This window comes from Nocardioides sp. (genome assembly GCF_035576065.1).
GTDB lineage: Bacteria > Actinomycetota > Actinomycetes > Propionibacteriales > Nocardioidaceae > Nocardioides.
Genome location: NZ_DATLWX010000045.1, coordinates 138,274 through 151,394 on the forward strand (window position 1 = coordinate 138,274; position 13,121 = coordinate 151,394).

The 13,121-nt window shown below is 68.5% G+C and carries 18 protein-coding genes and 2 tRNA genes; 3 read left to right on the forward strand and 17 right to left on the reverse strand.

The window, feature by feature from the left end:
• Position 1: 1 nt before the first annotated feature.
• The 5 genes from chrA to VNJ48_RS21005 all read right to left on the reverse strand — a co-directional run bounded on the left by chrA (position 2) and on the right by VNJ48_RS21005 (position 5,433).
• Positions 2–1,396, reverse strand: a complete 1,395-nt coding sequence (chrA, locus tag VNJ48_RS20985; RefSeq protein ID WP_325605746.1) for a chromate efflux transporter — start codon at positions 1,394–1,396, stop codon at positions 2–4.
• Between the two features lie 112 nt (positions 1,397–1,508).
• Positions 1,509–3,254, reverse strand: coding sequence for a sensor histidine kinase (locus VNJ48_RS20990; RefSeq protein WP_325605747.1), 1,746 nt, complete (start codon positions 3,252–3,254; stop codon positions 1,509–1,511).
• A gap of 180 nt (positions 3,255–3,434) precedes the next feature.
• Complete coding sequence (locus VNJ48_RS20995; protein WP_325605748.1) at positions 3,435–4,100, reverse strand: GAP family protein; 666 nt, start codon at positions 4,098–4,100, stop codon at positions 3,435–3,437.
• 60 nt (positions 4,101–4,160) lie between these two features.
• A complete protein-coding gene (locus tag VNJ48_RS21000) occupies positions 4,161–4,448 on the reverse strand; it encodes a hypothetical protein (RefSeq protein ID WP_325605749.1) in 288 nt (95 codons plus the stop codon).
• Between the two features lie 46 nt (positions 4,449–4,494).
• Positions 4,495–5,433, reverse strand: coding sequence for an NAD(P)/FAD-dependent oxidoreductase (locus VNJ48_RS21005; RefSeq protein ID WP_325605750.1), 939 nt, complete (start codon positions 5,431–5,433; stop codon positions 4,495–4,497).
• A gap of 76 nt (positions 5,434–5,509) precedes the next feature.
• Between VNJ48_RS21005 and VNJ48_RS21010 the strand changes: the two genes are divergently transcribed.
• A complete protein-coding gene (locus VNJ48_RS21010; protein WP_325605751.1) occupies positions 5,510–6,121 on the forward strand; it encodes an XRE family transcriptional regulator in 612 nt (203 codons plus the stop codon).
• A 12-nt stretch (positions 6,122–6,133) separates the two neighbouring features.
• Here the strand turns inward: VNJ48_RS21010 and VNJ48_RS21015 are convergent, their stop codons facing one another.
• The 3 genes from VNJ48_RS21015 to VNJ48_RS21025 all read right to left on the reverse strand — a co-directional run bounded on the left by VNJ48_RS21015 (position 6,134) and on the right by VNJ48_RS21025 (position 7,643).
• Positions 6,134–6,658 (reverse strand): AAA family ATPase, encoded by a 525-nt coding sequence (locus VNJ48_RS21015; protein ID WP_325605752.1) that lies wholly within the window; start codon positions 6,656–6,658, stop codon positions 6,134–6,136.
• Positions 6,659–6,789: 131 nt separating this feature from the next.
• Positions 6,790–7,215: a ClpX C4-type zinc finger protein gene (locus VNJ48_RS21020; protein WP_325605753.1), complete on the reverse strand. Its 426-nt coding sequence runs from the start codon at positions 7,213–7,215 to the stop codon at positions 6,790–6,792.
• A gap of 242 nt (positions 7,216–7,457) precedes the next feature.
• On the reverse strand, positions 7,458–7,643 hold the full coding sequence (locus tag VNJ48_RS21025; RefSeq protein WP_325605754.1) for a hypothetical protein: 186 nt from the start codon (positions 7,641–7,643) through the stop codon (positions 7,458–7,460).
• 179 nt (positions 7,644–7,822) lie between these two features.
• On the opposite strand from VNJ48_RS21025, the gene VNJ48_RS21030 reads away from it, so the two are divergent.
• On the forward strand, positions 7,823–8,287 hold the full coding sequence (locus VNJ48_RS21030) for a GNAT family N-acetyltransferase (protein WP_325605755.1): 465 nt from the start codon (positions 7,823–7,825) through the stop codon (positions 8,285–8,287).
• A gap of 58 nt (positions 8,288–8,345) precedes the next feature.
• Here VNJ48_RS21030 and VNJ48_RS21035 read toward each other — a convergent pair whose 3' ends face one another.
• Positions 8,346–8,831 (reverse strand): cupin domain-containing protein, encoded by a 486-nt coding sequence (locus VNJ48_RS21035; RefSeq protein ID WP_325605756.1) that lies wholly within the window; start codon positions 8,829–8,831, stop codon positions 8,346–8,348.
• Positions 8,832–9,026: 195 nt separating this feature from the next.
• Here VNJ48_RS21035 and VNJ48_RS21040 point away from each other — a divergent pair, with 195 nt between their 5' ends.
• The gene (locus tag VNJ48_RS21040) at positions 9,027–9,377 is read left to right on the forward strand and encodes a hypothetical protein (RefSeq protein WP_325605757.1); all 351 of its coding nucleotides are present in this window, start codon (positions 9,027–9,029) and stop codon (positions 9,375–9,377) included.
• Between the two features lie 193 nt (positions 9,378–9,570).
• Here VNJ48_RS21040 and VNJ48_RS21045 read toward each other — a convergent pair whose 3' ends face one another.
• From VNJ48_RS21045 to VNJ48_RS21080, 8 genes are all read right to left on the reverse strand, one after another.
• Complete coding sequence (locus VNJ48_RS21045) at positions 9,571–10,134, reverse strand: hypothetical protein (RefSeq protein WP_325605758.1); 564 nt, start codon at positions 10,132–10,134, stop codon at positions 9,571–9,573.
• Positions 10,127–10,411 (reverse strand): hypothetical protein, encoded by a 285-nt coding sequence (locus VNJ48_RS21050; protein ID WP_325605759.1) that lies wholly within the window; start codon positions 10,409–10,411, stop codon positions 10,127–10,129. The genes VNJ48_RS21045 and VNJ48_RS21050 overlap by 8 nt, the downstream gene beginning before the upstream one ends.
• Positions 10,408–11,664 carry a C2 family cysteine protease gene (locus VNJ48_RS21055; protein ID WP_325605760.1) on the reverse strand — a complete coding sequence of 419 codons (1,257 nt, stop codon included), beginning with the start codon at positions 11,662–11,664 and terminating at the stop codon, positions 10,408–10,410. The genes VNJ48_RS21050 and VNJ48_RS21055 overlap by 4 nt, the downstream gene beginning before the upstream one ends.
• Positions 11,664–11,963: a hypothetical protein gene (locus VNJ48_RS21060; protein WP_325605761.1), complete on the reverse strand. Its 300-nt coding sequence runs from the start codon at positions 11,961–11,963 to the stop codon at positions 11,664–11,666. The genes VNJ48_RS21055 and VNJ48_RS21060 overlap by 1 nt, the downstream gene beginning before the upstream one ends.
• 51 nt (positions 11,964–12,014) lie before the next feature.
• Positions 12,015–12,090: transfer RNA gene (locus VNJ48_RS21065), tRNA-Ala, on the reverse strand.
• 49 nt (positions 12,091–12,139) lie between these two features.
• Entirely contained in the window at positions 12,140–12,265 is a 126-nt protein-coding gene (locus tag VNJ48_RS21070) for a DLW-39 family protein (protein WP_297735867.1), read from the reverse strand.
• Positions 12,266–12,300: 35 nt separating this feature from the next.
• Positions 12,301–12,377, reverse strand: a tRNA-Ile gene (locus VNJ48_RS21075).
• Between the two features lie 104 nt (positions 12,378–12,481).
• Positions 12,482–13,120: a DUF3566 domain-containing protein gene (locus VNJ48_RS21080; protein ID WP_325605762.1), complete on the reverse strand. Its 639-nt coding sequence runs from the start codon at positions 13,118–13,120 to the stop codon at positions 12,482–12,484.
• Position 13,121 lies beyond the last annotated feature (1 nt).

Here is a 13,121-nt window from a genome sequence, read left to right on the forward strand (position 1 = left end):
GTCAGAGCAACAGCCCCAGCGCGATCCCTGCCAGCGCGCAGGCACCGAGGGTGCGCAGCACCGACCAGCCTCGCAAGAAGACGAGAGCGCAGCCGAACACCGTGATCGCGAGCGCAGCCCACTGGATGGAGTCCAGCACAGGGACCTCGAAGTCGAAGGGTCCACCGGTGATCCTGCTGGTGTCGGCGAAGAGCGTGTGGATCGCGAAGAAGACGGCCAGGCTGGCGATGATGCCGACCACCGCGGCCGTGATCCCCGTCAGGGCGGTCGACAGGCTGCGGTTGCCGCGCAGGCGCTCGACGTAGGGCGCGCCGAGCAGGATGAACAGGAAGCACGGCACGAACGTCACCCAGGTGGTGAGCAACGCGGCGACGAGCGCAGCGACCCAGGGGTTGAGGTCGCCGGGAGCGCGGTAGGCGCCGACGAAGGCGACGAACTGGACGACCATGATGAGCGGCCCCGGAGTGGACTCCGCGAGGGCGAGGCCGCGGACCATCTCGCCGGGGGCGAGCCAGCCGTAGACGTTGACCGCTTGCTGCGCGACATAGGCCAGCACGGCGTAGGCGCCGCCGAAGGTGACGACGGCTGCGCCGGAGAAGAAGAGTCCCTGGTCCACGAAGATGCTCGACCGGCCGAAGGCGAGCGCGGCCAGCGCGACGGGGGCGAACCACAGGACCAGCCCGATGACCAGGATGGCTGCGGCGCGGCGGCCCGAGGGGCGTTCGGTGTGGAGGGCGTCATCGCTGATGAGTGGCGCCGGACCCTCGTCGGCCGTGGTTTGCTTCGCCTTCGTGAGGTCGGGGATGGCCTTGCCGAGCGCCCACCCGACGAGGGCCGCCAGCCCGACCACGATCGGGAAGGGCACCGCGAAGAACGTCAGCGCGACGAAGGAGACCACCGCCAGCCCGATGAGCGCAGGGTGCCCGAGGCCCTTCTTGGCCACCCGGATGACGGCGTGCAGCACGATGGCGATGACGGCCGGGGCGAGCCCCAGGAAGAGGGCCTCGACGAGGGTCGTGTCGCCGAAGGCGACGTAGATCGCCGAGAGCCCCAGCAGGGCGACCACGCCGGGCAGGATGAAGAGGATCCCGGCGACCAACGCACCCTTGACGCCGTTGAGCAGCCAGCCGACGTACGTGGCCAGCTGCTGTGCCTCGGGCCCTGGCAGCAGCGTGCAGTAGGACAGCGCGAAGAGGAACCTCTGCTGGCCGATCCAGCGCTTCTCGTCCACCAGGGTGCGCTGCATGACGGCGATCTGACCGGCCGGGCCGCCGAAGGTCTGCAGCGAGATCGCGAACCAGGCCTTGGTCGCCTCGCGCAACGGGATCACGTCGTGCGGGCGCTGGTGCGTCGTGATGGCGCGTTCGTCGTTGCCGGGGTCCGGCGAGGTGCTCATGTCGGTGTCCCTTGCGAGGAGTGGGTTGTGTCGCCCGACAACCGCCGGGCGCGCCACACCATAGTCTAGCGATGCGCTCGACTTTGTCTGCGGCGTACGGCGCAGGCCTCGATCAGCCGGAGAAGGACAGCTCCGTCGAGTCGGCCATCTCCGGCACCCGAGCCTGCGCGCTGGGCAGCGGCAGCCGGACGGTGAACGAGCTGCCCTCGCCGATCGCGCTCTGCAGGGTGATGGATCCGCCCATCATCTCCGCGAGCTCCTTGCAGATCGCCAGACCCAAGCCGTTGCCGCCGTAGCGCCGGGTGGTCGAGCCGTCGACCTGGCGGAAGGACTCGAACACCGCGGCCTGGTCCTGTTGGCGGATCCCGATGCCGGTGTCGGTCACGATGAACTCGACCCACTCCGACTCACCCCCGGGGGCGACCACGTGGGGAGTGAACCCGCGGACACGCAGGGTCACCTGTCCTTCGTCGGTGAACTTCGACGCGTTCTCGAGCAGGTTCGTGAGGATCTGGAGCAGCCGGCCGGGGTCTCCGACGACCAGGTGCGGCAGCCACGGGGACAACTGGCACTCGAAGCTGGTCCCGGGGTTGGCGGAGCGCAGACGAGAGGCGTCGACGGCGTCGGTGGCCAGGGCGTGGAGGTCGAAGGTGCTGGAGGACAGGGTGAGCTTTCCGGCCTCGATGCGCGAGAAGTCGAGGATCCCCTCGACCAGCGTCTTCAGCAGCTGCCCCGACCGGTGCATCCTGCCCACCAGCGTGGCTTGGTAGCTGTCGAGCGACGTGTCCTCGAGCATCTCTCCGGTGGCCAGCACGGTGGTCAGGGGAGTCCGGATCTCGTGGCTCATGTTGGCCAGGAACATCGACTTGGCGCGAGAGGCCTCCAACGCCGCGTGGTGTGCCGCTGCGAGGTCGGCGTGTGCACGTTCCCTCGCCCTGACCAGCCGTCCTGTGCGTACGAACGCGAGCGTGGCGAGGGCGATGGAGCCCACCAACAGCTGGACCGGCTGACCATGGCCGCCACGAAGGTGTGCCACGACCTCGAGCACCGGCGGGACGAGAAGGGGAACTACCGCGACCAGGATCTGCCCCACCCAGGCCATCGGCGAGGAGCTCGAGTCGGCGAGCTGCGGGGTGACGACCCGCCACGCAGCGCGGGCCATCAGGACCGGACCGATCAGCCAACCGGTCTCCATCACGATCGCCAGGGCCCCGTCGCCACCGTCGTGCTGGAGATGGGCGATGTCGGCAACGAGCCACAGGCTGATGCCGAGGGCGAACGAGGTGCCCAGGTGCGCACGCGATCTCCGGCTCACCAGTGTCCGCGCCACCAGGGCCAGCAGCACCGCATCAGCGAGGGGGTGGGCCACCCACACTGCACGCACCACCGGGGTCACCGACTGGTCCGCGATGATCGTGTCGATCGAGAGGCTCCAGAAGATCAGCACGCTGACGACGACGATGGTCACGAGGTCGATCAGGAAGTCGACGTCAAGACGAGTGCTCCTCCGGCCCCGGCCCAGGACGACGCACAGAGCTGCGCCGAGCACGGCATAGCCGAGGAACCAGATGGGGTCCGCAATCGACACATCCGTGTCGGAGCCCGCCACCTCGAGTGCGGTCCACAGGGCGTCTCCCAGCGCACTCAGGGCAACGCCGACGGCGATGAGAGTCGGCACCAACCGCCGACCTCGCGGTGCACGCGAGGCTCCGATCCCGGCGCCGACCGCGGCGCCGACCACGACGGTGAGGAAAAAGCTCCACCGGATGGCGTCGTTGTCCACGAGGAGGTTGCCTGCGACGCCAACGACGGCGAGCAGCATCACAGCTCCCGTCGTGCGCCCCGGCCATCCTCGCATTGGGCAACGGTACGCACTGGAATGGGTGCTACGCCCCGATGAGAATCAATTGAGGCTGTACTGATTCCATTCCCACAATCGGGACGCACCAGGCGCCATGGACGCCACGGCAGGACGGTCAGCACCGCGAAGGCCAGGTCGATCGTGGTTAGCAGGAGGAGGCTCGAGACGATCAGGGCGTCACACGCTGGCTGCCACGCCTGCCAACACCAGGGACAGGATCAACAAGCCGGCTGCCTTCCACCGGTTGGCCGGTAGGTCGGTCTCCGTGCCGAACGCGTCGTGGACCAGACGCAGCAACCCCTGGACGGGCCCGGCGTGGCTCAGGCCGATCGCCAGCAGGACCAGGCAGGGGATGCAGTAGATGGCGGCGTACGCGACGAGGACGGCGACGGCGACCGGGGTGGAGGTGTCGGCCACCACCAGCCGCTCGAGCGCGATGAAGAAGGGGAACGCGTTGGGCAGGTCAGCGCCGGTCATCACCACACCCAGGACGACCGCGGTCGGTGGGGTGAACCAGGCCGGGAGCCCGACAGCCGACCTGTGCCTGGGCCGGAGGGCTCGCACAGCCGAGACGAGGAGCACGAGGGAGGCCAGGGCGAAGGCACCTCGACGCACCCAGGCGAGGGCACCGTCGACCGCCGACGCTGCCGCGTCTGCGCCCAGGTAGACGATCAGCCCGACGGTCAGGACCGAGGCGAACGCTCCCACCACGACTCCTGCGGCCTCTGCGACCGGGCGGTCGCGGGAGCCGAGCAGGATGAGTGACACCGCGACCAGGGTCGCTGGGTTGAGGGAGTCGAGCGCGGCCAGGCCGGCGATGGCGGCGAGGAGTGGGAGGGTCATGCGCCGGACCTACGCGCTCGGTCCAGCACGTCGAGCCTCTGCACCATGCCCGCAACCTACCTACCCCTCACCTGCCCGCATCAGCATGCGTGCCCGCAACCGGTGCAGCTGCGGCATCAGGCCGTAGATCACGATCGGCACCGCGACGGTGGCGAGCACGAAGGTCCGCAGGACCGGGTTGAGGTCGTCGAGCAGCTCGCCGAGCGCGAGGTTGAGCACGGTCAGTGTCGGGAAGACGGCGGCCCAGATCATCAACGCGAGCTGGTGCTTGGTCGGCGGCCCGGTCTGGGAGCGAAGGCCGGCGTCGGGGGTGGGCGTGGGGCTGGGGGTGGGGGTGGGGGTGGTCATGGTGACTCCTGGGTTGTCGGTCGGACGGGCGGACTGCGGATGAGGGTCAGGTGGTGCACCCGCCCAGGTGGTAGGTGGTGACCGCGTTGCGGACGTCGTCCTCCACGAGGTCGGCGTTGAGGGCGATGGCGGCAGCTGATCCGGCGCCGGCCGCAGTGATGACCTGGGCGCGGGGGTCGGTGACGTTGCCGGCCGCCCACACCCCCGCAACGCTGGTGCGTCCGGTGGCGTCGGTGATCACCCACCCGTCGTCGACGTCGCACCCGAGGGCGGTGAGCAGCTGGCTGTGGGGCACGAACGTCGGGGGCACGAAGATCGCGTCGCGCGGGACCAGCAGACCGTCTCGCATCTGGACGCCGCACGGTCGGTCGGCCTCGTCGATGACCAGCTGCTCGATGTCGCCCTCCACCACGCCGATCGCCCGCGCGACGAGCCCGGCCCGCTCGGTCGCGGTCAGCAGGTCCGGCGCGGTGAAGTAGACGAGGTCGTGGGTCCACTGCCGGACGATCTGGGCGTAGCGCGCGGCTCCTGGGGTGCCGCCGATGACGCCGAGCCGTTGATCGCGCACCTCGTGGCCGTGGCAGTAGGGGCAGTGCAGGACCTCACGCGCCCACCTGTCCGCCAGGCCGGGTATGGCGGGGAGCTCGTCGCGCAGCCCGGTGGTGACCAGCACCCGGCGTGCCTGGATGCGGTTGCCGTCGGCGAGCAGCACCGAGAAGCCCTCCCGACCGGCACCGACGAGGTCGGTGACTGTCCCGGCGACCAGCGCGGCGCCGTACCCCACGACCTCGGTGCGTCCGACGGCCAGGAACTGAGACGGCGCCATGCCGTCGCGGGAGAGGAACCCGTGCATGTGCGTCGCCGGCGCGTTGCGCGGGGCGCCGGCGTCGATCACGACCACCGTGCGACGGGCGCGGGACAGGACCAGGGCTGCGGACAGGCCGGCAGCTCCTCCACCGATGACTGCGACGTCGTATGAACTCATGGCTCGACACTGGTCGGAGTCGTGCGCACGTCCCAGCAATGTTGCTGTTCCTGGGAATGTGCAGTCAACTGGGCGCATGGGATCCGGGGCCGGCACGCACGAGGGGGTCGAGTCCGGTGGTACGGCGGTCGCCGCAGCCCTGGCCGGAGCACCGGCGCGGCTCCGGCAGGTCCGCACCCAGCGGCGACTGACCTTGGCGGAGGTCGCGCACGAGACCGGCATCTCCAGGAGCACGCTGTCGCGGTTGGAGACCGGTCAGCGCCGTCCCACCCTGGAACTCCTGCTCGCCCTGTCGGAGACCTACCGCGTCCCCCTCGACGACCTGGTTGGCGCGCCCGACGTGGGCGACCCGCGGATCCGCCTGAAGCCGGGCCGGGTGAAGGGCCGCACGGTGATCCCGCTCAGCAGGCAGCCGGACAGCATGCAGGCCTGGAAGATCGTGATCCCGACCGACAAGGTGCACCCCGAGCCGCGCGCGCACGACGGTCACGAATGGCTCTACGTCCTGTCCGGACGGATGCGGCTGGTGCTGGGCGACAAGGACTGGATCCTGGGGCCGGGCGAGATCGCGGAGTTCGACACCCAGGTCCCGCACTGGTTCGGCAGCACGGGAGAGGCACCCGCGGAGATCCTGAGCATCTTCGGTCGGCCCGGGGAGCGGATGAACGACCGGACCCCCGAACACTGACCGCGCCTGCGTTCAGCCTGTGACGGCGGTCGCGATCTGTACGGCGACCTGCTCGGGAGTCAGGTCCGTGGTGTCGACGACCTCCGCCTCGGCGAAGAGCCACGTGCGCGCTGCCTCGGCATACGGCTCGAGATGGTGCAGACGGAAGGCGGACGCGCCCAGAAGCTCCGTGTCGTCCTCGATGCGCTGACGCAGGGTCTCCGGGGAGGCGTGGAGGACGAAGTGACGCACGGGAATGTCGTGGCGGACAAAACCGGCGCTGATCTCGCGCCAGTAGTCCTCCACCAGCACCGTCATCGGCATCACCAACGTGCCTGCGGTGTAGTCGATGACCTGGCGGGCCGTCTCGACGACGAGGGGGCGCCACGGTGGCCAGTGCTGGAAGTTGTCGGTCTCAGGCAACCCCGGTGTGATGTCCGCCAGTGCCTCCCCGACCTTCTCGGCATCGAACACGCGGGAGTCCGGGACCAGCTGCTGCACCAGCGCGCCGGTCGTCGTCTTGCCGACGCCGTGAGTGCCGTTCAGCCAGATGATCATGGCGTTGGACCCTATCGGCGTGTGGGTGCCGTCTCAGGCGCGGGCAGCGTGCCGAGCCACCCAGGCGAGTACGACACGTACGCGACGACCCACCGACTTGACGCAGTCCCTGACAGGGCGGCGTAGTCCCCTCAGCTGTTCTCGGCGGCAGCCTGGTCCTTCTGTGCGACGGCGAATCGCTCCCACGCCGCTTGGCGGCTCACGCCGAGAACGGCGCCGATCTGTGCCCAGGAGACGTTGCGTGTCCGGATGGTCGCCACCCACTCGTTGACGAACTCCGCGTTCTGCTGGGCTGACTGGATGATCAGCGGCAACCTCGACAAGAGCTCTGCGTCGGTCATCTCGTCCCACACGGGTCTGTTGGCACGCCGGAGCTTCTCCGGGGAGTGCACCATGTCGTGGAAGTAGTCGAGGCACTCGAAGCAGATCATTGCTCCCAGTCCGCCACACAGGCCGAACTCTTGACTTCCACGCCTGCCGCAGAACGAGCAGGTCTTGTTCTCAGCTCTGTGGTCCACAACTGCCTCCGGTCGACCCACGCAAGGGGTCGAGCCCACTCTAGCCCGGCACCCGCTGCGTTCGTCTGCTCCTGCCAGCCTTCGCCTCGTGGACGGTGAACCCTGTCCGTAGGAGCGCCACCAGCGGCCATGACCGTGCCGCGGTTCGGGCGCACCCCCGTGGCGCCCAAACCGCGGAACGAAGCAAGATCACCATGCTTGTGTCAAGCGTACCCTGACACCGTTGGTCGCTCAACAACTTTTGACCGTTCCGGCGTTGTCACGGCTGCGCCTGCCCGGATTCATTGGCGGCTGAGTCGCCGCCACCCGCCTCGCCTGTTGTGCTCGACGATCTCGCTCAGGATGCCGAGCAGGGCGTCCTGGTCGATCTCATCGTGTTCGTAGATCTGGATCGCCCGGCCGATCGCATGGGCGTGAGGGCGCGCGTTGTCAATTGTCCGGGCGGACTGCCAGAGCTGATGGGACATGCGGGGCGGCCCGAAATCCGTGGTGCGGCGGGGACAACCGTCCTACCTTGGGGCTCGTGATGATGCTCTTCTGATTCGGCCTGACGACCGGTCGCGCACCCGCCTGGTGTGTCGACCACTCCTTGGCGTCCCCGCACGCCGCCCATCGTCAGACCGACAGAAGAGAAGAGACCATCACCATGAACATCACCATCCGTGCCTACGCCCAGTCCGACTGGAACGCCGTTGCCCGCATCCACGACTCCGCCCGGCTCGACGAGCTCAGGGCGTCCGTGGGCGTCGAGGCGTTCCTGGACCTGGCAGCGACGTACGAGAGCGAGGGACTGTTCGACGGCGACGTCTGGGTCGCCGAGCTGGACGGCGACGTCGTCGGGTTCATCGCGTTCGACGACAACGAGGTCACCTGGACCTATGTCCATCCGGTTGCCTACCGCCGCGGCGTCGGACGAGCACTGCTGCGCCACGTGCTCGATCGCGCCACCGAACCGGTCGAGCTGACCGTGCTCGACGGCAACGACGCGGCCCGTGGCCTGTATGAGAGCGAGGGCTTCCAGCTGGAGGAGACCCGGACGGGACCCCTGGTCGGCAACGAGACGTTCACTGCGACCGGGCACATCATGGTGTTCACGCCTCGTCGTAGCTGATCGACCGCCTCGCGGTGGGGGCGGCGGATGCCCGGGTTGGGTGTCCGCCGCCCTCGCGTCACACGTAGATGTTGTCGTGCTCCTCCATGAACGCCTGCAGTTCGTCGTGACTCGGTGTCCAGCGCCCCTCCGCCAGCTCGACGAGCCCTTCGAAGTAGGCCTCGCGCGGAGCGCCGGGCACGAAGAGGATGAGCAGCGAGGCAGGCAGGCCCGACTCGTTGCGGAAGCCGTGCAGGCCACCCTCCGGCACGTAGACGAAGTCGCCCGGCTGACCCTCCAGCCAGGTGCTGCCGTCGAAGAGCCGGACCGTTCCCGAGACCACGAAGAAGGACTCGCTGATCGTCCGGTGGAAGTGCGGCGCCGCCCCGGCCGGCTCAGGGCCCATGTCCCACCGGTAGAACCCGAAGCGGCCGCCAGTCGTCGCGCCTGTGGCGAGGTAGCTCGCCGAGCCACCAGGGCGGGGCAGATCGGGTGACGTGTCGGCGGGGCGGTACCTCGCCAGGACGTCGCCGTTGCCGAAGTACGTGGGGTCGGGGTACGACATGCTCGGACGCTACCTGTGACCGGAGCCGTCGGGAAGGTTCGAATCTGAGGACCGCGGCCCCGGTGTCGGAGCACGTCCCAGGCGGGATTGTCAGAACCGGGTATTCACGAACGAGATGGCGACTATCGTCAAACTCGTCGACAGCCTCATGCTCTCCGCGGCCTGAGGACCGGCCCTAGTCAGATAGAGATCCTCATGTACGACGTCGTGGTCGGCCTCTTCATCGTGTGGCTGCTGTTCGTGTTGTTCCGCCTCGTGGGCGACATGATCTTTGACAACAACGGCAAGGCCGACAACGTGGGCTGCACCTGCGACTCCGAGCGCGAGGAAGACAGCGACGAAGTCATCTCGGGCTCCGCGTCAGCGAGCCGTCTCGTGCGTAGGAGCGCGACCGGTCACGTCACCCACCCAGCCAGCGATCTAGACGCTCCGCCTGCGGCGGCGTTGGCCGGTGTCCGCACGCCGCCGAAGTGGTTATCGATGACTGGCCCGTATGCCGCGCCGGTCGCGGTCGCGTCCAGCATCGTCGTCCTGCTGTTCTCCTGACTCGCTCCGGGGGGCCGCTCACGTAGGTCTCACGTGGCAGATCGCCCCTGCCGTCATCTTCTTCCGGGTCCTGATGGCGGGCGAACCGGTCGACGGTCGCACCGTTGAACGCCTCGTCGACGAAGTCGTCCTGCCTCTGTGCGACGTCCGCACGTGACCGCCCGTTTCAGGCATCGTCGCGTCCAACGTCAACTCAGCTCGGCATCGGGGGCAACGACTGGGAACCTTCTCGGTCGCAGGCTCCCTGCACAGGGGCGTTCAGGGAGATCGTGCTCGGGCTGCCGCGCTTGGAGCGCACCTGCAATCGGGTGCCGTCGTCGGTGAACGCGTCGAAACCGCTATTGCCGCCGGGGATGTCGAGCTGCTCGGTGACCTCGAAGCCCTCCGGTTCGAGGACCTGCGCGACGGCTGCCCGCACGTCGTCCCACGAGGTGCTCTCACCGAAGACCGTGTCGAACTCGTAGTCCAGGGAGGCGTACGTGCAACTCTCGAAGCGGCCGTCCCAGTAGATGACCTCCGGATCGCCGTCGGACCGTCCGGGCGCGGACACCTCCCCCACCGCCTCGACCACGGCGGCTGCAAGGGGGTGATACCTCCGCTGGGCCTGTTCAACGCTGACGGTCGGCTCCATCACGGGCTCGGGGATCGGCGTCCCTGGGGGTCCGATTTCTCTTTCGCCGCAGGCCGTGAGCACCGCCGCGCCCACCATCGCCGCCGCGACGATCCCCAGCCGCGCGCACCCGTTCCGCCTAGACATCGTCGGCCCGGAACGTCAAGGTCACCTCGCCACGGCCTCCCGGAGACGGCAGGTGCACCGCTTCCAGAGTGAGAGTCCCGTGGCCCTCGAGGTGTTGGGATCCACCTTCGGGCAGGTCCACGCGCAGGTGCGTGTCAGGCCCGTTGATCCACAATCTCGCCTTGCGGCGACCCTGGTGCTCCCCGACCCGCATGATGCCGACACGGAGCCGACCGAAGTGCGGCTGGGAACCCTGCGAGGCTCGCACGGGGTCGGTGCGTGAGGATCGCGTCGTCATCGTTTCTTCCTGGGAAGGCTCGTGGTCTCGTCGAAGTTCTGGTGGAACTCGGCTTCCGTCAGCTCCAGCACACCGTCCTTGAAGTGGCCATCGCTCGCGGTGCCCCCGTCGGGACCCCACGGGTTCACCAGGCGGATGATGGTCTCTCCGTCCCGCTCGATGACGCTCTCGATGACGTAGGCGTGGTTGGGCACCACGTTGTCGTCGTCGACCGCGGTGTCGAAGGGGTTCCATCCGGCCTTGCTGTCGTCCTCGGTCGAGACGACGAGGCTGCGGCCGGCGTCGAGGTCTCGTCGGATGTCGTCCAGCCCGCGGTCCTCGTCGCCGTCGGTGTCGCGCCCGGTGACCATCTCGAACCCGCGAGAGACCCGGTCGAAGGCGATGTCGTCATAGTCGCCGCCCATGTGGGACGCGGCAGCCTTCTCGTAGATCGAGAGCCAGGTCGGTTGATCGTCCCGACCGGTGACTCCGTAGGGGATGGTCGAGGCGTCCACACGTATGTCGACCGGCCTGCCGTCCTCATAGAGGGTGACGGTGTAGCTGCCGTCGGGGTTGTGCCGGATGTGGTCGCGGATGAAGTCCGGGTCGTTGGCTCCGACCGATGCGGCGCTGGCCAGCAACCAGCAGTCGCCGATGTCACCCTGGTTGATCTGGGACAGGTCGAACGCGTCGTCACTCAGGTCGACCGGACCGTCCAGTCGTTCGTGTTCTCCTCCCGCCGGGTCGTCGACCTCGTCCTCGCCGTCGCTGAAGGACTCGCGCGGCACGGCCCAGAGGAGCTCTTGGTCGATCTCGTTGGCCCGCTCGAGCGCCCGCTCGACCCGCTCCACGAGCGCGTCGCGCAGCGTCACCCGCTGGTCCATATGTGCCTCAGCGGCTGGGATTGAGGTGAACTCCAAGGGCGTGGAGGCGTCGGTGACAGTGCCGTCGCCGCCGATCTCGAACTCGTTGGCCCGGGCGTCGGAGTCGATGGACTCCACGTCCCGCTTCAGCACAGCGACACGTGCCCGCGCGCTGTAGATGGCCTTCTCGAACGAAGTCGCCTGCTCGACGTGCGTCGACATGCGCGAGACGAGCGTGGACTGCAGTGCCCGGGCGGAGAACGCCGCCAGGCCCAGGAACGAGTCCGGCACCGCTTGAGTCTCAAGCTCGTCGTTGGCCTTCTCCAGCGTCTTGAGGTCAGATTTCAGGTCCGTGCTGGCAGCGGCGAGGCCGGCGGGGTCCCAGCGACGCACGTCTGCGTAGGTGACCACTACGGCGTTCCCAGCAGCCGGCCGAACAGACCGCCGACACCGTCGTCGGCGCTCGTGCCGCCCTGACTGGTCGCGTCGATGCTGTCGCGGAAGTGGTCCAGCTGGTCGCACCAGCCGGTGACCCCATCCTCCCACAGTCCGCCGAGCTCGGGCATGTACGCCGCGGTCGAGCTGCCGGGCAGCGCAGCCGCGAGGGTCGCCAGTGCGTCGGCGCCGTGGGCCGTGCGCGCCTCACTGCTGGCGTCGCTGATCGCGGCGCTCGCCGAGGTCATGTCACTGGGCACGAGCGCGAACGTCATGACCGGCACCGTACCCAGGCACGAACAGCCCAAACAGCGCCGTCATTCGGATGGTGGAGCCTAGGGGACTCGAACCCCTAACCCCCTCGTTGCAAACGAGGTGCGCTACCAATTGCGCCAAGGCCCCGTGGGCGGCGTACCGCCCCGGTCATCAGGACTGGTGGAACAGGACTGGATCAGGACTTGTGGACGGTGTCCGTCGCCTCGGCCCACAGGGCCTGCTCGGACTTGCCCTCGTCCATCTTCTTCTTCGCGATCATGGCGCCGGCGGCAGCCAGCAGGATCAGGGCGATCTTCTTCATTCCTGGGGCTCCTTGGAGGCTGGCGGTGAGGTGGGTGGTGGGCCTAAGAGGACTTGAACCTCTGACCTCTTCCTTATCAGGGAAGCGCTCTAACCGTCTGAGCTATAGGCCCGTATCGCTCCCAGCAGGAGCCGGAACGCAACACTGGTCACCGCCGGTGACCGAGGGGGAACATTACCGCACGCTGAAGCGGGGCAACAAAACGCCGGATCGGGCTCAGCGCTCGTCCTCGGCGAGCGTGACCTCGATGCCGCCGAGCAGGGCCGCGGCCATGTTGTAGAGGAACGCGGTGAGGGTCGCGATCGCAGTCAGCAAGATGACGTCGATCACGCTGACCAGCAGCGTGAAGCCGAGCACCCGGCCTGTGCCGACGTAGTCGGTCACATCGAACCCGGAGGAGTCGTCGTCCGCCTCGACCACGCTGGCAACGGTCGCGTTGATCGACTCCCAGACACCTGCCGCGCCGAGGACCGTCCACACCATGAAGACGGCGACGAACGTGACGACACCGAAGGCGACCGACAGCAGGAAGGACGTCTTCATCACCGACCACGGGTCGATCCTGGTCAGGCGCAGGCGCGCACGCCGGGGTGCCTTCTTCGGAGCAGACTTCGCGCGTCGGTCCGGCTGCCTCGTCTCCGTCTTTGCGCCGGACCCGGTGGCACTGGGCGTGCCGGTCGAGGCCGCCCGGGTGACCGTCGGGCCCTTGGCGCGGGGCTCCGACTTGGCGCTCGAGAGGCCCGACTGGATCCGCTCCGAGAGCGACACCCGAGCGGCAGGCGCACCGCCGGCGGGCGTGCTGCCGCCGGTCGGGCCCTCATCCCCGGTGGACCGGGGAGCAATGCGCTCGGACATG

Bases quoted from the DNA above. Each gene is read 5' to 3' on its own strand.
- VNJ48_RS21045 (WP_325605758.1), bottom strand. From the start codon at position 10,134: ATGTCTAGGCGGAACGGGTGCGCGCGGCTGGGGATCGTCGCGGCGGCG.
- VNJ48_RS21030 (WP_325605755.1), top strand. From the start codon at position 7,823: ATGAACATCACCATCCGTGCCTACGCCCAGTCCGACTGGAACGCCGTT.
- VNJ48_RS21010 (WP_325605751.1), top strand. From the start codon at position 5,510: ATGGGATCCGGGGCCGGCACGCACGAGGGGGTCGAGTCCGGTGGTACG.
- VNJ48_RS21035 (WP_325605756.1), bottom strand. From the start codon at position 8,831: ATGTCGTACCCCGACCCCACGTACTTCGGCAACGGCGACGTCCTGGCG.
- VNJ48_RS21050 (WP_325605759.1), bottom strand. From the start codon at position 10,411: ATGACGACGCGATCCTCACGCACCGACCCCGTGCGAGCCTCGCAGGGT.
- VNJ48_RS21070 (WP_297735867.1), bottom strand. From the start codon at position 12,265: ATGAAGAAGATCGCCCTGATCCTGCTGGCTGCCGCCGGCGCCATGATC.
- VNJ48_RS21080 (WP_325605762.1), bottom strand. From the start codon at position 13,120: ATGTCCGAGCGCATTGCTCCCCGGTCCACCGGGGATGAGGGCCCGACC.
- VNJ48_RS21005 (WP_325605750.1), bottom strand. From the start codon at position 5,433: ATGAGTTCATACGACGTCGCAGTCATCGGTGGAGGAGCTGCCGGCCTG.
- VNJ48_RS21040 (WP_325605757.1), top strand. From the start codon at position 9,027: ATGTACGACGTCGTGGTCGGCCTCTTCATCGTGTGGCTGCTGTTCGTG.
- VNJ48_RS21060 (WP_325605761.1), bottom strand. From the start codon at position 11,963: ATGACGTTCGCGCTCGTGCCCAGTGACATGACCTCGGCGAGCGCCGCG.
- VNJ48_RS20995 (WP_325605748.1), bottom strand. From the start codon at position 4,100: ATGACCCTCCCACTCCTCGCCGCCATCGCCGGCCTGGCCGCGCTCGAC.
- VNJ48_RS21025 (WP_325605754.1), bottom strand. From the start codon at position 7,643: ATGTCCCATCAGCTCTGGCAGTCCGCCCGGACAATTGACAACGCGCGC.
- VNJ48_RS21000 (WP_325605749.1), bottom strand. From the start codon at position 4,448: ATGACCACCCCCACCCCCACCCCCAGCCCCACGCCCACCCCCGACGCC.
- chrA (WP_325605746.1), bottom strand. From the start codon at position 1,396: ATGAGCACCTCGCCGGACCCCGGCAACGACGAACGCGCCATCACGACG.
- VNJ48_RS20990 (WP_325605747.1), bottom strand. From the start codon at position 3,254: ATGCGAGGATGGCCGGGGCGCACGACGGGAGCTGTGATGCTGCTCGCC.
- VNJ48_RS21015 (WP_325605752.1), bottom strand. From the start codon at position 6,658: ATGATCATCTGGCTGAACGGCACTCACGGCGTCGGCAAGACGACGACC.